A 14,822-nucleotide genomic window follows, 5' to 3' on the forward strand; every position below is an offset into this window, starting at 1 on the left:
AACTTCCTTCTTTGCTTATTCCAAGAATCCCTTATAGTGGCGCATTGTGATCTGCGAATCGAGATCTCTCGTCGTTTCGAGCGCAACGGACACAACTATGAGAAGGCTCGTGCCGCCGAAGGAAAGCGCACCGAAGGAAATTCCGAAGGGATTTGTTATCCATCCTATTACGATCGGTATTATTGCGATTATTCCCAAAAAGAAACCGCCAATCAGCGTAATTTTTCTGAGAACTCTCGCTATATAATCGCTTGTCGGTTTTCCGGGGCGCATACCGAGGACGAAACCACCGTTTTTCTTTAGATTGTTCGCAACTTCCACCGGGTTAAACGATATTGCAAGGTAGAAATATGAGAATGCAATAATAAGTAAGAAAAGCACGACAGCATATGGAACGCTTTGCATTGAAAAGAAGTTGTTAAGGAATTTATACCAGAATGACCCTGCTTCGGGCTGCGGGCAGAACATAGCGATCGTAGCCGGAAGAGTGGCGATGGTGCTGGCAAATATAATCGGCATAACGCCGCTCATATTGAGCTTCATCGGCAGGAACGTACTCTGACCGCCGTACATTTTACGCCCGACCACACGTTTTGCGTATTGGACAGGAAGACGGCGTTCCGATTGAGACATAAATACAATGAATGCAACTATCAGAACAGCAACAATGATCATTGCCGCAAAGATGAGGATCGTATATCCTTTATACAGTGAGAACTGCGCCACGAAAGCGCTGCCCATTGTCGGGATCGCGGAAACGATGTTCACGAAAAGAAGTATCGAGATACCTTGTCCGATGCCTTTTTCCGTGAGCCTTTCGGAAACCCACATGACCAGCACCGCACCGGCGGTCTGGCACATCATGATAACTATGCAGGCAAAAAAGCCGGGCTTTGTTATCGCGTCGATTTTCGAGCTGTTAAGAGTCGCATAATATCCGTAGCTTGTCAATATGCCGAGAGCAACCGTGAGATAACGGGTGATCTGGGTTATTTTCATTCTCCCGTCCTCATCCTTGGACAGTTTCTCCAGCGACGGAATCGCTATTGTGAGAAGCTGTATAACGATCTGGGCGGTGATGTACGGAGATACCGAGAGCGCGAATAAAGTCGCGCGTGAAAAGGTGTTTCCTGAAAGAATGTTGAAGTACGATAATATCGAGGAGTTCGCGCTTGAATTAAACCAAGCGGCGATCGCCGTCGGATCAATAAACGGGAGAGGGAGCACGCAGCCGATTCTGTAGATCAGAACGATTATTATTGTATAAACGATCTTTTTGCGGAGATCCGGGAGCTTCCACGCGTTTACGAACGTCTTGAACACTTAGATCACCTCTGTCTTTCCGCCTGCGGCTTCTATCTTTTCTTTAGCCGCAGCCGAAAAGATTTTAGCTTTAACCGTAATCTTTTTGGTGATATTGCCATTTCCGAGAACCTTGAGTCCGGAGAAAGATTTTTTGATAAGTCCGTTTTCAATAAGGTCTTCTATTCCGACAACCTGTCCGTTTTCGAACATGTCGAGATCGCAGACGTTAATTATCGCATAATTTGTTGCGAATTTCTGATTGTCAAATCCTCTCTTCGGGAGTCTTCTGTAGGCCGGTATCTGTCCGCCTTCGAAGCCGGGGCGAACACCGCCGCCTGAACGTGCGTTTTGTCCTTTGTTTCCCTTACCGGCGGTTTTACCGTTTCCGGATCCGGTGCCTCTGCCCTTGCGGTATGCTTCTTTTGTGGAGCCGGGCGCCGGGGAAAGTTCATAAAGCTTCATGTTTTTTCCTCCTTATATATTTCTTAAGGGAAATCAGTCAACCTTTTCAACCTTTACCAGGTGCCTGATCACATTGATTTTGCCGTTGGTGACCGCGCTGTCTTCCTGGACAGTCTCGTCTCCGATTTTTGTCAGCCCGAGAGCGAGAGCGGTTTTCTGCTGTTTTTCAAGTCTGCCTATTAAGCTTTTGGCGAGTGTTATTTTTAGTTTGGACATTGTTAATCCTGCCTTTCTGCGTTTCGCGCGGGATCCCGGCTCAGCCGAGGATCTCCTCGGGAGTCTTATCCCTCATCTTTGCGACTTGTTCAGCCGTGCGGAGAGTTCTCAAGCCCTCGAAGGTGGCCTTTACAACGTTGGTTGGGTTATTTGAACGCAGACACTTTGTTCTGACGTCCTTTACACCGACTTTGTCAAGAACGCTTCTGACTTTTCCTCCGGCAATAACTCCAGTTCCGGGAGCAGCCGGCTTCAAAAGCACTCTGCCCGCTCCGTAAACGCCGATAATCTCATGCGGGATTGTCGTGCCCTTGAGCGAGACCTCTATAATGTTTTTCTTTGCGTCTTCGATTCCTTTTCTCACGGCTTCAGGACGCTCCGCGGCTTTGCCGAGTCCGCATCCTACATGCCCGTTTCCGTCACCGACGACTACCAGCGCCGTGAACTTACGGACACGTCCGCCTTTTACGGTTTTGGAAACGCTTTTTACATCGACCACGACTTCTGTAAGATCAAGAGTCGCGGCATCAATTCTTCCTGCCATCTCTTCCTCCTCCTCAGAACTTGAGTCCGCTTTCGCGGGCGCCTTCGGCAAGCTCTTGTATACGTCCGTGATACAGATAGCCGCCTCTGTCAAATATGACTGAGGAGATACCCTTTTCAAGAGCGCGTTTTCCTATTATCTGACCGACGAGTCTGGCGCCGGCTTTATTGCCGCCGTTTGCGGCGAAGTCCTTTTCGTGAGAGGAAGCCGAAACGAGCGTATTCCCCGTTGCGTCGTCAATTATCTGAACGATAATGTGATTTTCCGAACGGTAAACCGAAAGACGCGGTCTTTCCGCAGTGCCGGATACCTTACTGCGCACTCTTATGTGACGTTTCAGACGGCTATTGTTTTTATTGATTTTTGAAACCATTTAATTCCGCTCCTTTCTTTATTTACCTGCTTTGCCGGCTTTGCGGCGGATCTTTTCGCCGGCATACTTGACGCCTTTGCCCAGATATGGCTCCGGCGGACGCTTCGATCTTATTTCAGATGCGACTTGTCCTACCTTCTGCTTATCTGCTCCGTGTACGATAACCTTGTTTGGATCCGGTACTTCAAAGGTTATTCCATCTTTTTCATCAAAGAAGATCTCGTGCGAAAATCCCAGATTAAGCACGAGCTGCTTTCCCTTCAGCTGGGCTCTATATCCGCCTTCGCTGATTTCTAGCGTTTTGGAAAAGCCCTTAGTCACACCGGCTACCATATCCGCGATGAGCGCTCTCGTCAGACCGTGGAGAGCTTTGATATTCTTTTCATCGCTTTCTCTGGAGCAAATTATGTGATTGTTTTCCATGTTTATTTTAATAGCGCTGTTGAAGGTTTTTGTAAGCTCGGTCTTCGCTCCCTTTACGGTAAGGGTGCTTCCGTCAAGTGTCACTTTGACTCCGGCCGGAACCTCAACGGGCAATCTTCCGATTCTTGACATTTTACCCTCCTTACCAAATGAAGGCGAGAACTTCTCCGCCGACATTTTCCTTTCTTGCGGTTTTGTCGGTCATGATGCCTTTGGACGTCGATATAATCGCAACGCCGAGACCTTTCATGACTCTAGGAAGCTCCGCGGCACTCGCGTATATACGGAGACCTGGTTTTGACACCCTGCGAAGCCCCTGAATTATTCTTTGTTTACCGGGACCGTATTTCAATACAATTTTGATCATTCCCTGCTTATCATCTTCCGCGAGGGAGTATCCTTTGATGTAGCCTTCGTCTAAAAGTATCTGAGCGATTGACTTTTTAACGTTTGAAGCGGGAACTTCGACCGTTTCGTGTTTTGCCGAATTCGCGTTTCTGATACGCGTGAGCATATCGGCAACAGCATCTGTAATCTGCATTATTATTCCTCCTGTGATATGCGCACAGTATACTTTCCGTACTTATGCGCAAAATTGCCGTCAGTCTTACGGCTTTCCGTTTCGGTCTTTTACCAGCTTGCTTTTCTCACGCCGGGAATTTGGCCTTTATGTGCCAGCTCTCTGAAGCATATACGGCATATACCGAACTTACGCAGATAAGCATGAGGCCTTCCGCAGATCTTGCAGCGGTTGTATTCACGAGTAGAAAACTTCTGCGGCTTTTGCTGCTTGAGTATCATTGATTTCTTTGCCATCGAATCTCTCCTTACTGCTTGGCGAATGGAGCTCCTGCGAGTTTTAAAAGCTCGCGAGCTTCTTCGTCGCTTGTTGCGCTTGTAACGATATTTATATCCATGCCTCTGATCTTATCGATCTTTTCATATTCGATCTCGGGGAATATAAGCTGTTCCTTCAAGCCGAGTGAATAATTTCCGTGTCCGTCAAAGCCGTTCGGGTTGATACCCTTGAAGTCGCGGACGCGGGGAAGAGAAAGATTAAAAAGCTTATCGATAAATATATACATTCTCTCGCCGCGGAGTGTTACCTTTGCGCCGATTTTTGTGCCTTCGCGGAGCTTGAAGTTGGCGATGGATTTCTTTGATACTGTCGCAACTGCTTTCTGTCCGGATATGGCTGTTATATCGGCGATAACGCTGTCGATAATTTTGGAATTATCCTTTGCTTCGCCCGCGCCAACGTTGATGACAACCTTTTCAAACTTCGGGATCTGCATTGTGGATTTATATCCAAATTTCTTCATGAGAGCGGGAGCTATGTCTTTTGCGTATAATTCTTTCATTCTTGACATTTTCTTTTACCTCCCGATCAAAGTGTTTCGCCGCATTTTACACAAACGCGAGCTTTTTCGCCATTTTCGAGAACTTTTGTTTTTGTTCTCACGCCTTTATCGCATTTCGGGCAATATACGTTTACTTTATCGATATAAAGCGCACCTTCGCCCTTCACGATTCCGCCGGTTTCGCCCTGTTTTCTCGGCTTTACGTGCTTGGATACGAAATTGACCCCTTCAATTATGACCTTGCGCTCCTTAGGGCTTACGGAAATGATTTTGCCCTTGTTGCCTTTTTCGTTTCCTGAGATCACCATTACGGTGTCTCCTTTTTTAATACTAAGCTTACTCATTTTCAATATCCTCCGATTAAAGCACTTCGGGTGCAAGCGAAAGTATCTTCAGATAATCTTTTTCTCGAAGCTCTCTTGCCACCGGCCCGAATATGCGGGTGCCTCTTGGAGTATTGTCTTCTTTGATTATGACCGCCGCATTTTCGTCGAATCTTACATAAGATCCGTCGGTTCTGCGAAAAGGCTGTACCGTTCTCACGATAACCGCTTTAACGACCTCTCCCTTTTTGACCATTCCTCCTGGTGTTGCCTTTTTAACGGAGCAAACCACGACATCGCCAATCCCCGCGTAACGTCTGCCCGTACCGCCCAGCACACGGATGCACATTAATTCTTTGGCGCCGGTGTTATCGGCAACCTTCATAAAGCTTTGCTGCTGTAACATTATTGTGTACCTCCTTTTTCAGCTGTTCGGCTTATTTTGCTTTTTCTAATATTTTTACAAGACGCCATCTCTTATCCTTTGAAAGAGGTCTTGTTTCCATGATCTCGACCTTGTCGCCTATGCTGCACTCATTAAGCTCGTCATGCGCTTTGAATTTTACAGTCTTTTTTATTATTTTTTTGTAAACTGGATGTTTGATGTTGTCGCTGATGGCGACGACGATTGTCTTGTCCATCTTGTTGCTTACAACCATACCGGTTCTTGTCTTTCTCAGTGCTCTTTGTTCCTGCATGTTTCTCTCCCTCCCGCTTATTCCGCTTTATTGTCGGACTTTGCGCTCTGGATCTCTTTCTCTCTGAGAACCGTGAGGATCCTGGCGATTGTCTTTCTTGTTTCGGCTATCTTTATCGGGTTGTCAAGCTGGTTTATCGCATGCTGAAAGCGAAGGTTGAAAAGCTGGTTTTTCGCTTCGCGAAGCTCTGTGTTAAGCTCGTCGGTAGTTTTCTCTCTTATTTCCTTTACTTTCATTTCGCTACCTCCTCTGCTTCCTGCTGCGCCTTTGTGACGAATTTGCATTTTATCGGAAGCTTGTTTGCCGCGAGACGCATTGCCTCTTTGGCATCCGCTTCCAATATTCCGTCCATTTCAAACATAACTCTGCCCGGCTTAACTACTGCCACCCAGTATTCTGGTGAACCTTTACCGGAACCCATTCGGGTTTCAGCCGGCTTCTCGGTGATCGGCTTGTCGGGGAAAATTTTAATCCATACCTGACCGCCGCGCTTTGTATAACGCGTCATTGCGATACGGGCAGCCTCTATCTGATTGGAAGTAATCCAGGCCGGCTCTGCGGCAACAAGTCCGAACGATCCGTATGTCAGCTTGTTTCCGCGATACGCTTTACCTGTGAGTCTGCCGCGATGTACACGTCTGTATTTAACTCTTTTGGGCATCAACATTGATTATTTTCCTCCTTCTCTTGAGGGATTCCTGTCCGCTTGCTCGGTTCTTTCGGCAGTGCTTTGTACGTTTGTGTTTCTGTCCGGGCGGAAGTTGTTTCTGTCCGGGCGGAAATTGTTTCTGTCTGAGCGGAAATTGTTTTTGTCTCCGCCTCTGTAGTCACGCCTTTGCCCGTCGCGGCGATCTCTTCTCGGTCTGTCGTCTTTTTTAAATTCTTTCTGCTCGCGCGGTACGGTTCTGCCGGATGCCTGCAGAATCTCGCCGTTGTAGATCCATACCTTTACGCCTATTTTACCGAATGTCGTATTTGCTTCCGCAAATCCGTAATCGATATCGGCGCGTATTGTCTGCAGCGGGATAGTACCTTCGTGATAATGCTCGGTTCTCGCTATTTCAGCGCCGCCGAGTCGTCCGCCGCAAGAGATTTTTATACCCTTTGCGCCGAGCTTCATCGTTCTGCCTATGCAGAACTTCATTGCGCGGCGGAATGAAATTCTTCTCTCAAGCTGGCTGGAGATATTCTCCGCGACAAGCTGAGCGTTGAGGTCGGGCGTCTTTACTTCGTTCACGTTGACGGAAACGGGTGTGCCACCGCCGACAAATTTCTCAATATCCGTGCGCAGCTTTTCGATTTCAACACCGCCTCTGCCGATTATCATGCCCGGCTTTGCACAGTGGATCGTAACGCGCATTCTGTTGGGGTTCCTTTCAATTTCTATCTTTGGAACGCCAGCATTTTTGAGTTTTTCTTTAAGGTATTTTCTGAGTTTATAATCAGATACGAGGATATCGCCGAAAGCTTCATCCTTGGCATACCATCTCGAATCCCAATCCTTTATGACACCGACTCTGAGTCCGTGCGGATTTACCTTCTGACCCATGTTTAGTTATGACCTCCCCTTTAATTATTCTTTTTCCTTCACCACAACAGTTATGTGTGAAGTTCTTTTGAGTATACGGAACGCCCTGCCCTGTGCGCGCGGCATGATCCGCTTGAGAGTTGTGCCGGGAGCGGCATAGCACTCGCTGACATAAAGCTTGTCTTTATTCATTCCGAAGTTGTTTTCCGCGTTTGCGGCAGCTTCGTTGACGAGTTTGTAAATGTATTCCGAGGCACTCTTCCTCGTGTTCTTTAAAATCCCTTTTGCCAGCTCGACATCTTTGCCTCTGATGAGGTCAAGAACGATCATAACCTTTCGCGTGGAGATCCTGACGTGCTCTCTGTGTGCCTTGGCAACCTTTTGTTCTGTCATTAGATTTTCCTCCTTTCGATTATAACCGTCACTGAGCGTTGGCCGTCTTCGTGCCCGCGTGACCTTTAAAGGTTCTCGTAAGCGCGAATTCGCCGAGCTTGTGTCCGACCATATCCTCGGTTATATATACCGGAATATGCTTTCTTCCGTCGTGAACAGCGATCGTATGTCCGATGAATTCGGGGAATATCGTAGACGAGCGTGACCACGTCTTAATAACTTTTTTCTCATTTTTGGCGTTCATAGCCGCGATTGTGTTATACAGTTTATCCTGTACGAACGGGCCTTTCTTAACGCTTCTTGACATCGCTTTGTCCTCCTTTCAGGCTCATTTATCGTTTCTGCGCTTGACAATCTGCTTATTGGTGCGTGCCTTCTTGTTTCTCGTCTTATATCCGAGAGCGGGCTTGCCCCACGGAGTGAGCGGGCCGGGATGTCCGACCGGGCTCTTTCCTTCGCCGCCGCCGTGCGGGTGATCGACAGGGTTCATAGCTGATCCTCTTACTGTCGGACGGATACCGAGATAACGCGTCTTTCCGGCTTTGCCGAGCTTTACGTTTTCATGCTCGATATTTCCTACCTGTCCGATCGTGGCGATGCAGTCGAGACGGATGAATCTTACTTCACCGGACGGAAGTCTGACCTGAGCCTGTCCGTTTTCCTTCGCCATGAGCTGTGCCGCACTGCCGGCGGTCCTCACGAGCTGAGCGCCCTTGCCGGGATAAAGCTCAATGTTGTGGATGAAGGTACCTACCGGGATATTCGCTATAGGAAGCGTGTTACCGGGCTTTATATCGGCGCCTGCTCCGGTGGCGATAACGTCTCCGACGTTCATTCCTACCGGCGCGATGATATATGCCTTTTCACCGCCCTCATATTGTATCAAAGCGATATGAGATGTCCTGTTCGGATCGTATTCGATTGCCACAACCGTTGCGTTGGCTCCGTTGAGGCGCTTAAAATCGATGATTCTGTATTTCTGCTTATTTCCGCCGCCTCTGTGACGAACGGTTATTTTTCCGTTGTTGTTTCTTCCGGCGTTCTTTTTCAGTATTCTTACAAGATTTTTCTCAGGAGTTGACTTCGTTATTTCTTCGAAGGACTGCACTGTCATCTGTCTTCTGCCGGGCGTAGTCGGATTATATATTTTATTAGCCATTATTTTTTCCTCCTTCCGGCTTCATTACATCATGCCGTCGAAGAATTCAATTGTCTTCGAATCGGCGGTGAGGGTGACGATAGCCTTTTTCCATTCAGAGGTCGTCCCGATGTGATAGCCGACTCTTTTCGGCTTCGATTTCATGCTTACGGTGTTGACCGAGTCAACCTTAACCTTAAAAAGCTCTTCGACCGCTTTTTTGATCATGATCTTATTAGCTTTGTCGGCTACCTTGAAGGTGTACTTCTTTTGAGCCGCGCCCGCCATGCTTCCTTCGGTTATTATCGGCTTTATGATGATATCGCAGGCTGTCATGCTTTGTATACCTCCTCGATTATTGCGACAGACGGCTTTGCAAGAATTAAGCTCGTGCAGTTCAGGATGTCGTATACATTAATGCTATTGGCCTGAACGGTCTTTACGCCCGGTATGTTCGCAAGGGATTTGATAAGCTTGTTATCAGCCTCGGGAAGCACAACGAGAGCTTTCTTTGTCGCGCCGATCGCTTTGAGTGTGTTGACCATCGTTCTTGTCTTGTATTCGTTCGCGGCGAGTCCGTCGACGACGATTATCTCTTCCGCCTGTGCCTTGGAGGACAGGGCGCTGACAAGTGCGATTCTCTTTACTTTCTTATTAAGTGTTACGCGGTAGGATCTCGGCTTCGGAGCGAATACGATTCCGCCGTGCGTCCATTGCGGGCTTCTTGTCGAGCCCTGACGCGCTCTGCCGGTGCCCTTCTGTTTCCATGGCTTTTTACCGCCGCCGGAAACCTCGCTTCTTGTGAGGGTTGATTGCGTACCCTGTCTTTGATTCATCAGATATGCGCGTACAGCGGTGTGGAGAACCGTGCTGTTTATCTCTGCTCCGAAAAGTTCGTCGCAAAGCGTAATTTCTCCGACCTGAGCGCCTGTCATATCAAGTACTTTTATGTTTGGCATTTTAATTCCTCCCTTCGCGGCGATTAAGCCTTAACCGAGTTGCGAATAAACACGATTCCGCCCTTCGCGCCCGGGACAGCTCCCTTTACCGCGATGAGGTTTTTTTCGCCGTCTATCTTTGCTACTTTAAGATTCAATACGGTGACCTGTTCGTTTCCGTACTGTCCCGCCATTTTCTTGTTTTTGAACACGCGGGATGGGCTTGAGTTGGCGCCCATTGAACCGACTTCGCGATGGACAGGGCCGACGCCGTGTGTCATCTTAAGTCTGTGATGGTTCCAGCGCTTTATAACGCCTGTAAATCCGCGGCCCTTTGTAATTCCGGTGACATCAACCGCTTCGCCCTCCGCGAACACGTCAGCTTTTATCAGATCCCCGACGTTTATTCCGCTTATGTCGTCAAGACGGAATTCTTTAAGATGCCTTTTCATGGTGACGTTTGCCTTTTTAAAGTGTCCCTGAAGCGGCTTTGTCACCTTTCTTTCGGCGATCTCTGAAAATCCGAGTTGAACCGAGTTGTATCCGTCGGTGTCGACGGTTTTTTTCTGCACGACCGCGCAGGGTCCGGCTTCGATTACCGTGACCGGTATCACTAAGCCTTTTTCGGTGAAGATCTGTGTCATACCGACCTTTTTGCCGATGATTGCCTTTTTCATGTGTTTCCTCCTAAACTTGTTATTGGTTGGATAGATTCCAACGTGACCGGTTTATTCCTGACTTGTCTTCTGGCAAGTTATTCGAACTTGTATTCAAGCTCGACGCCGGCAGGAAGCTCGATAGACATTAATGCGTCAACCGCCTGTTTGGACGGAGAGATTATGTCGATGAGTCTTTTGTGTGTGCGAAGCTCGAACTGCTCGCGGCTGTCCTTGTATTTGAAAGTAGCGCGGATAACCGTGATAATTTCTTTTTCGGTGGGCAGCGGGATAGGACCCGACACCTTTGCGCCGAAACGCTTCGCTGTTTCCACAATCTTTTCGGCCGACTGATCAATCAGTGTATGATCATAAGCCTTCAATCTGATGCGGATTTTTTCTTTTGCCATTTGAATGCCTCCTTAAAATTTCGCCTGCTCCGCGTTTTCCGGGAGCGGCATATAATGTTAGGGGGCTGAAGAAAGCCGGCTTTGTTCTCCGAATACGCCTCCGGGTGTTTCATATATACCCGTAAAAAAACGGATTTGTCTTCAGCTTTGCCACAAAAACGGTCAAAGCCTCAAAAATCCGGGAGAACATATAATTCTGCGCAGAATACCCCTTAACAGATATTGACTTGCGCGAAACTATTCAATTCAGCTTTGCTGTCGCCCGGTTGTCGGACATACTCCACGGAAATTCCCTACCTTTCGGCAGCAACCTCCCGCTTCATCGCACATCAAGCTTTGACAGTATACAATATATAAAATGATTTTTCAATACCTTGCGACAGAATTTACAATTTGTTCATAATTATGCTGAATAGCATTCCGCTGTCATTTTAGTAGTGCCAAAAGGAACGGGCAAATTATAAAATGACCATTCCGCCGTTCCAATAATGCCCGTTCTTTGATTTAACTATCTCAGTGTACCTATTCTTTCGCAATCTCTTCTTCTGTATGTACAGCCGAATCCTTCATATAATATAATTCACCGCTGTTTGATTTTATGTTCTCATATTTCTCAGGCGTTATTTTCTTTTTTTGGATGTTTTCAACCGTAAGCACATTTGAAAACAGCTCTTTTACACTGTTAAGCGGTTTTATTTCTCCTTGCCAATAATAAACGTCTCCTTTACATGTCGATATTTCTTTAAATAAAAGCGATATAACTGTCTTTCCGCTTAAATCAAAATTTGCTTGCATTAAATCATGTTCATTCGCACATGACGTCATTTTTATACAAAGACATTCGTATTTACCCGTTTCAACAGCATCACTCGTAAATACAAAATGGTCGCTGTCAGCATTGTTTAAGTTCATAGGCGTAAAATAACCGGTCAGAGATATTTTTTGGGATCCTACAGTGAATTCAATCGTATACATCGATTCATTCTCAATGAAATACAAAGCTCTTTGATTTCCGTATCAAATTCTGATTTGTCACTGAAAAAGATGTTTTTCCCTTCCGGAAATACTTTCCCCAGTACAACTTCGGTTTTTGAAACAGCCATCCCGGAGCCTGTACACGCGGAAATGTTCATCAATGTACATAAACACAGAAACAGAATAAAGACAAATCTCAATTTGGATTTTTCCATTCATGAAATCTCCTTTTTATTTTATCTATACTACATTTACCATTATATTTTATTAAAATATATTTGTCAATATTGTTTTAATATAAATATTTTCTATAAAGTCAGGTATGTTCTTTTATTTAAACATAAAAAAGAACGGGTAAATTCAATATCCGTTCCTTTTATTTACACTTATTCTGTTTATTTAAATTTCGCTCTTTGCGGAGCTTTCTCCCGCGAGAAAGCGACCGTATCCATTACTGTGCGATCGTGCTGTGTTCGCGGAAATACTTCAGCCACGCGTCACAACCCGATTGATTGACATGGCAGGTGTCGTCGCTTGAATACGCTTTTTTAAGCTGACCGGCTTCGTCCTTGAATTCCTCTGCGAGATTCATGAACGGCACGTCCTTATACGCGGCGAGCCCGACAAGAAGAAGGTTCATACGGTTAATCCGAAAATTCTTGAACACCTTATAATTCGGGTTTTCATCGCAATAGGCGGTGAGCGGCGGAATAGAGTTGATTATCAGCTCGGTATCCGGACATGCTTCGCGCAAAGCGTCGATCAGATCGCCATAATATTTAATGAAGGTTTTATCTGAAATGCTTGTCGCGTTTGTGCCGATGGTAATAACAATACGGCGCGGAGCGACGTTTTTCATCTCTTCTGTAAAGGTTATCAGGGTGCCGTCGTCTTTTTTAACAAGCTTGTTGTTTAGCACTGTGTACGGAGTCGCGGTCTCGAAATAATAAACCTTTTCCTTCGGATGGTATTTCCAGTAGCTGAGGGCAAGCGTCACGGAATCGCCGACAAATATAGTTTCGCTTTGATATAGCTCACCGGCATCCTCTGTCTTTTTCAAAATGGTTCCGGGATAAAGCCCGTCAAGCGAAAAGCCGCTCAGATCATTCACGTCAATATTAAGTGAATCGGCTATTGCTATTATATCGTCTATATCCGCCGGCTTATGCGTGGCGGTCTGTTGGGCAGTGGTGTTTTGTTCTGTTGTGGGAACAACCGGATCGGCTGTCACCGGAGGAATGTACTCAGTGGTTGGCTGTTGTTTTCCTGTTTCAGGCGTTGTGTCGGCTGTTTTTTGTTGATTGGTTCCTGTGCCTGTTCCGGTGGATCCGGTTTCAGAAGGTTTCCGATTCATTGAAATATATACGAATGTAAGTGCTATAAGCGTCACACAGAGTATTGCCACCGCGGCAATCAAAGGAGCATTCGCGGAAGAACGGCGCTTATATTTACGTTTTTTCTGCATTTTCAGCTCTGCCTTTCTTTTTGTATGTAAGGATTTCAGATCGGAAGAATCTCAAGAGTGCCGCGTGCGCTGTCCAGCGCAGCTCTCGCTCCGAGAGGAAGCGACATGTTTTTTGTTATATGCCCGGCCGACAGACCAAACATTACCGGCTTTCCGCATGGCAGCACGACATCTTTTATGACGTCCAGTACAGACATGGGGTGATCCTTGTCCTCTTCGCAGTCAGTAAATGCCCCGAATACAACACCCGCGCACTTGTCAAACACCCCGCAAAGACGCAGATTCGTGAGCATACGGTCAATCCGGTAAACACCCTCGTCGATATCTTCAATGAATATTATTTTCCCCTCCGGTTCAAGAGCATACCGGCTGCCGGAAAGCGCGGTGATCAGCGACAGATTTCCGCCGATGAGCATCCCTTCGGCTTTTCCTTCGGAAAGAAAAGTCGTGTCTGCTCCGACGGGATTTATAAGAGCGCCTGTGTGACAGGGATCGCGCAGAATCCTGTTGAAGTTTTCCTCCGCGTATGTGTCAAAACCGTTGATGATACAGGTTGAAAGCATGGGGGCATGAAAAGTGACAAGTCCTGATTTCTGATTTATCGGTATATGCAGTCCGGTTATATCCGAATAGCCGCAGAATATCTTCGGATTGGCGGCGATAAGGTCATAATCTATCATATCGACAATTCGCGGCGTGCCGTATCCTCCGCGAATGCAGAAGACTGCGTCTACATTTTTATCGGCAAAGGCAGAATTGATTCCTTGCGCCCGTATTTCGTCATTTCCGGAAAGATAGCCGTATTGAGCGTAGCAGCTTTCGTGAACCTTTACGCGGTATCCGTGTTCAATAAGAAAATCAGCGCATTTATCGACAACCGCGGCTTCCCGGCATGGACTTGACGGCGAGACAAGCGCGATCAGATCGCCTTTTTCGAGTGCCTTCGGGTATTTAATAGTATTCATATACATTCCGTTTCAATAATATTGTTATTATATTTTCCGGAACAGTATACTACACCTTTATGAATAAATCAATATGGCCTTTTATACGCGTTAAATACCTAAAAATTGCAAGTTTAATTGTCGCAGTTTTTATCAGTTATTAAAACGGCATTTAAATAAGCCTTGTTTTATAAGAGATAAAAGCCCATATACCAGAGACTTTTCTCTCTTTGAGCGGTAATTATTTAAATGCCGAGTTAATACGATTAAGTGAGAAATATTCTTTTGATTTCTAATCAACCGCGGGGGAATCGGAAATATTTCGAGCCACCTGATCTATGTCACCGTCATTTCATTAGCGGATTTGTAGCCGAAATTTTTCGCGGATAATTATTGACCCAGTCCTCTATTCGTTGCAGTTCTTTTACTGTTCCGTTTTACTTCACTCCGGCCATTTTTGCTTCATTCTTCAAGTATAACCGGTTTCGATATTAAATGGTATATTTTACATGTGCCGATTTATTATTCATTTGACAGTGACCCTAGATGTACCTTGGAGACAAATACGAAATATATATGCATGAATTTATGTATTATAATGTATATTTTAATATAATTACGCATAACTGTTAAATATTGCATCATAAAATAATATTTATTCTTATTAAAT

Annotated in this window: 26 protein-coding genes; all 26 read right to left on the minus strand. The window is 46.2% G+C overall.

Going from position 1 to position 14,822, the window contains the following annotated elements:
- Positions 1-15 precede the first annotated feature (15 nt).
- Positions 16-1,323 carry a preprotein translocase subunit SecY gene (gene secY, locus VB118_03725; protein MEA4831711.1) on the minus strand — a complete coding sequence of 436 codons (1,308 nt, stop codon included), beginning with the start codon at positions 1,321-1,323 and terminating at the stop codon, positions 16-18.
- Complete coding sequence (gene rplO, locus VB118_03730; GenBank protein ID MEA4831712.1) at positions 1,324-1,767, minus strand: 50S ribosomal protein L15; 444 nt, start codon at positions 1,765-1,767, stop codon at positions 1,324-1,326. It abuts the gene before it with no gap.
- A gap of 33 nt (positions 1,768-1,800) precedes the next feature.
- Positions 1,801-1,983, minus strand: a complete 183-nt coding sequence (rpmD, locus tag VB118_03735; GenBank protein MEA4831713.1) for a 50S ribosomal protein L30 — start codon at positions 1,981-1,983, stop codon at positions 1,801-1,803.
- A 40-nt stretch (positions 1,984-2,023) separates the two neighbouring features.
- Positions 2,024-2,527, minus strand: a complete 504-nt coding sequence (gene rpsE / locus VB118_03740) for a 30S ribosomal protein S5 (GenBank protein MEA4831714.1) — start codon at positions 2,525-2,527, stop codon at positions 2,024-2,026.
- Between the two features lie 13 nt (positions 2,528-2,540).
- Positions 2,541-2,900 (minus strand): 50S ribosomal protein L18, encoded by a 360-nt coding sequence (gene rplR / locus VB118_03745; protein ID MEA4831715.1) that lies wholly within the window; start codon positions 2,898-2,900, stop codon positions 2,541-2,543.
- Positions 2,901-2,918: 18 nt separating this feature from the next.
- Complete coding sequence (gene rplF / locus VB118_03750; GenBank protein ID MEA4831716.1) at positions 2,919-3,455, minus strand: 50S ribosomal protein L6; 537 nt, start codon at positions 3,453-3,455, stop codon at positions 2,919-2,921.
- A gap of 10 nt (positions 3,456-3,465) precedes the next feature.
- On the minus strand, positions 3,466-3,864 hold the full coding sequence (gene rpsH, locus VB118_03755) for a 30S ribosomal protein S8 (GenBank protein MEA4831717.1): 399 nt from the start codon (positions 3,862-3,864) through the stop codon (positions 3,466-3,468).
- 89 nt (positions 3,865-3,953) lie between these two features.
- Positions 3,954-4,139 (minus strand): type Z 30S ribosomal protein S14, encoded by a 186-nt coding sequence (locus tag VB118_03760; GenBank protein ID MEA4831718.1) that lies wholly within the window; start codon positions 4,137-4,139, stop codon positions 3,954-3,956.
- An 11-nt stretch (positions 4,140-4,150) separates the two neighbouring features.
- Positions 4,151-4,693 carry a 50S ribosomal protein L5 gene (gene rplE / locus VB118_03765; protein ID MEA4831719.1) on the minus strand — a complete coding sequence of 181 codons (543 nt, stop codon included), beginning with the start codon at positions 4,691-4,693 and terminating at the stop codon, positions 4,151-4,153.
- 17 nt (positions 4,694-4,710) lie between these two features.
- Positions 4,711-5,028, minus strand: coding sequence for a 50S ribosomal protein L24 (rplX, locus tag VB118_03770; GenBank protein MEA4831720.1), 318 nt, complete (start codon positions 5,026-5,028; stop codon positions 4,711-4,713).
- A gap of 16 nt (positions 5,029-5,044) precedes the next feature.
- Positions 5,045-5,413 carry a 50S ribosomal protein L14 gene (gene rplN, locus VB118_03775; protein MEA4831721.1) on the minus strand — a complete coding sequence of 123 codons (369 nt, stop codon included), beginning with the start codon at positions 5,411-5,413 and terminating at the stop codon, positions 5,045-5,047.
- Between the two features lie 31 nt (positions 5,414-5,444).
- A complete protein-coding gene (rpsQ, locus tag VB118_03780; protein MEA4831722.1) occupies positions 5,445-5,705 on the minus strand; it encodes a 30S ribosomal protein S17 in 261 nt (86 codons plus the stop codon).
- Between the two features lie 17 nt (positions 5,706-5,722).
- Entirely contained in the window at positions 5,723-5,941 is a 219-nt protein-coding gene (gene rpmC, locus VB118_03785; GenBank protein MEA4831723.1) for a 50S ribosomal protein L29, read from the minus strand.
- Entirely contained in the window at positions 5,938-6,372 is a 435-nt protein-coding gene (gene rplP / locus VB118_03790; GenBank protein MEA4831724.1) for a 50S ribosomal protein L16, read from the minus strand. Before rplP ends, rpmC begins: the two co-directional genes overlap by 4 nt.
- Before the next feature lie 3 nt (positions 6,373-6,375).
- Positions 6,376-7,254, minus strand: a complete 879-nt coding sequence (rpsC, locus tag VB118_03795; protein MEA4831725.1) for a 30S ribosomal protein S3 — start codon at positions 7,252-7,254, stop codon at positions 6,376-6,378.
- Positions 7,255-7,278: 24 nt separating this feature from the next.
- Positions 7,279-7,626 (minus strand): 50S ribosomal protein L22, encoded by a 348-nt coding sequence (rplV, locus tag VB118_03800; protein MEA4831726.1) that lies wholly within the window; start codon positions 7,624-7,626, stop codon positions 7,279-7,281.
- A 28-nt stretch (positions 7,627-7,654) separates the two neighbouring features.
- Entirely contained in the window at positions 7,655-7,933 is a 279-nt protein-coding gene (gene rpsS / locus VB118_03805) for a 30S ribosomal protein S19 (protein ID MEA4831727.1), read from the minus strand.
- Positions 7,934-7,954: 21 nt separating this feature from the next.
- Positions 7,955-8,785, minus strand: a complete 831-nt coding sequence (gene rplB / locus VB118_03810; GenBank protein MEA4831728.1) for a 50S ribosomal protein L2 — start codon at positions 8,783-8,785, stop codon at positions 7,955-7,957.
- A gap of 24 nt (positions 8,786-8,809) precedes the next feature.
- On the minus strand, positions 8,810-9,100 hold the full coding sequence (rplW, locus tag VB118_03815) for a 50S ribosomal protein L23 (GenBank protein MEA4831729.1): 291 nt from the start codon (positions 9,098-9,100) through the stop codon (positions 8,810-8,812).
- Entirely contained in the window at positions 9,097-9,723 is a 627-nt protein-coding gene (gene rplD / locus VB118_03820; protein ID MEA4831730.1) for a 50S ribosomal protein L4, read from the minus strand. The genes rplW and rplD overlap by 4 nt, the downstream gene beginning before the upstream one ends.
- A gap of 23 nt (positions 9,724-9,746) precedes the next feature.
- Positions 9,747-10,379 (minus strand): 50S ribosomal protein L3, encoded by a 633-nt coding sequence (rplC, locus tag VB118_03825; protein MEA4831731.1) that lies wholly within the window; start codon positions 10,377-10,379, stop codon positions 9,747-9,749.
- A gap of 77 nt (positions 10,380-10,456) precedes the next feature.
- Positions 10,457-10,768, minus strand: a complete 312-nt coding sequence (rpsJ, locus tag VB118_03830) for a 30S ribosomal protein S10 (protein MEA4831732.1) — start codon at positions 10,766-10,768, stop codon at positions 10,457-10,459.
- Positions 10,769-11,290: 522 nt separating this feature from the next.
- On the minus strand, positions 11,291-11,680 hold the full coding sequence (locus tag VB118_03835; GenBank protein ID MEA4831733.1) for a hypothetical protein: 390 nt from the start codon (positions 11,678-11,680) through the stop codon (positions 11,291-11,293).
- Between the two features lie 38 nt (positions 11,681-11,718).
- On the minus strand, positions 11,719-11,958 hold the full coding sequence (locus VB118_03840; protein ID MEA4831734.1) for a hypothetical protein: 240 nt from the start codon (positions 11,956-11,958) through the stop codon (positions 11,719-11,721).
- A 236-nt stretch (positions 11,959-12,194) separates the two neighbouring features.
- Positions 12,195-13,208, minus strand: coding sequence for a GDSL-type esterase/lipase family protein (locus VB118_03845; GenBank protein ID MEA4831735.1), 1,014 nt, complete (start codon positions 13,206-13,208; stop codon positions 12,195-12,197).
- A 35-nt stretch (positions 13,209-13,243) separates the two neighbouring features.
- Positions 13,244-14,173 carry an LD-carboxypeptidase gene (locus tag VB118_03850; GenBank protein MEA4831736.1) on the minus strand — a complete coding sequence of 310 codons (930 nt, stop codon included), beginning with the start codon at positions 14,171-14,173 and terminating at the stop codon, positions 13,244-13,246.
- Positions 14,174-14,822: the final 649 nt, after the last annotated feature.

The sequence above is a fragment of the Oscillospiraceae bacterium genome (assembly GCA_034925865.1).
Classification (GTDB): domain Bacteria; phylum Bacillota; class Clostridia; order Oscillospirales; family SIG627; genus SIG704.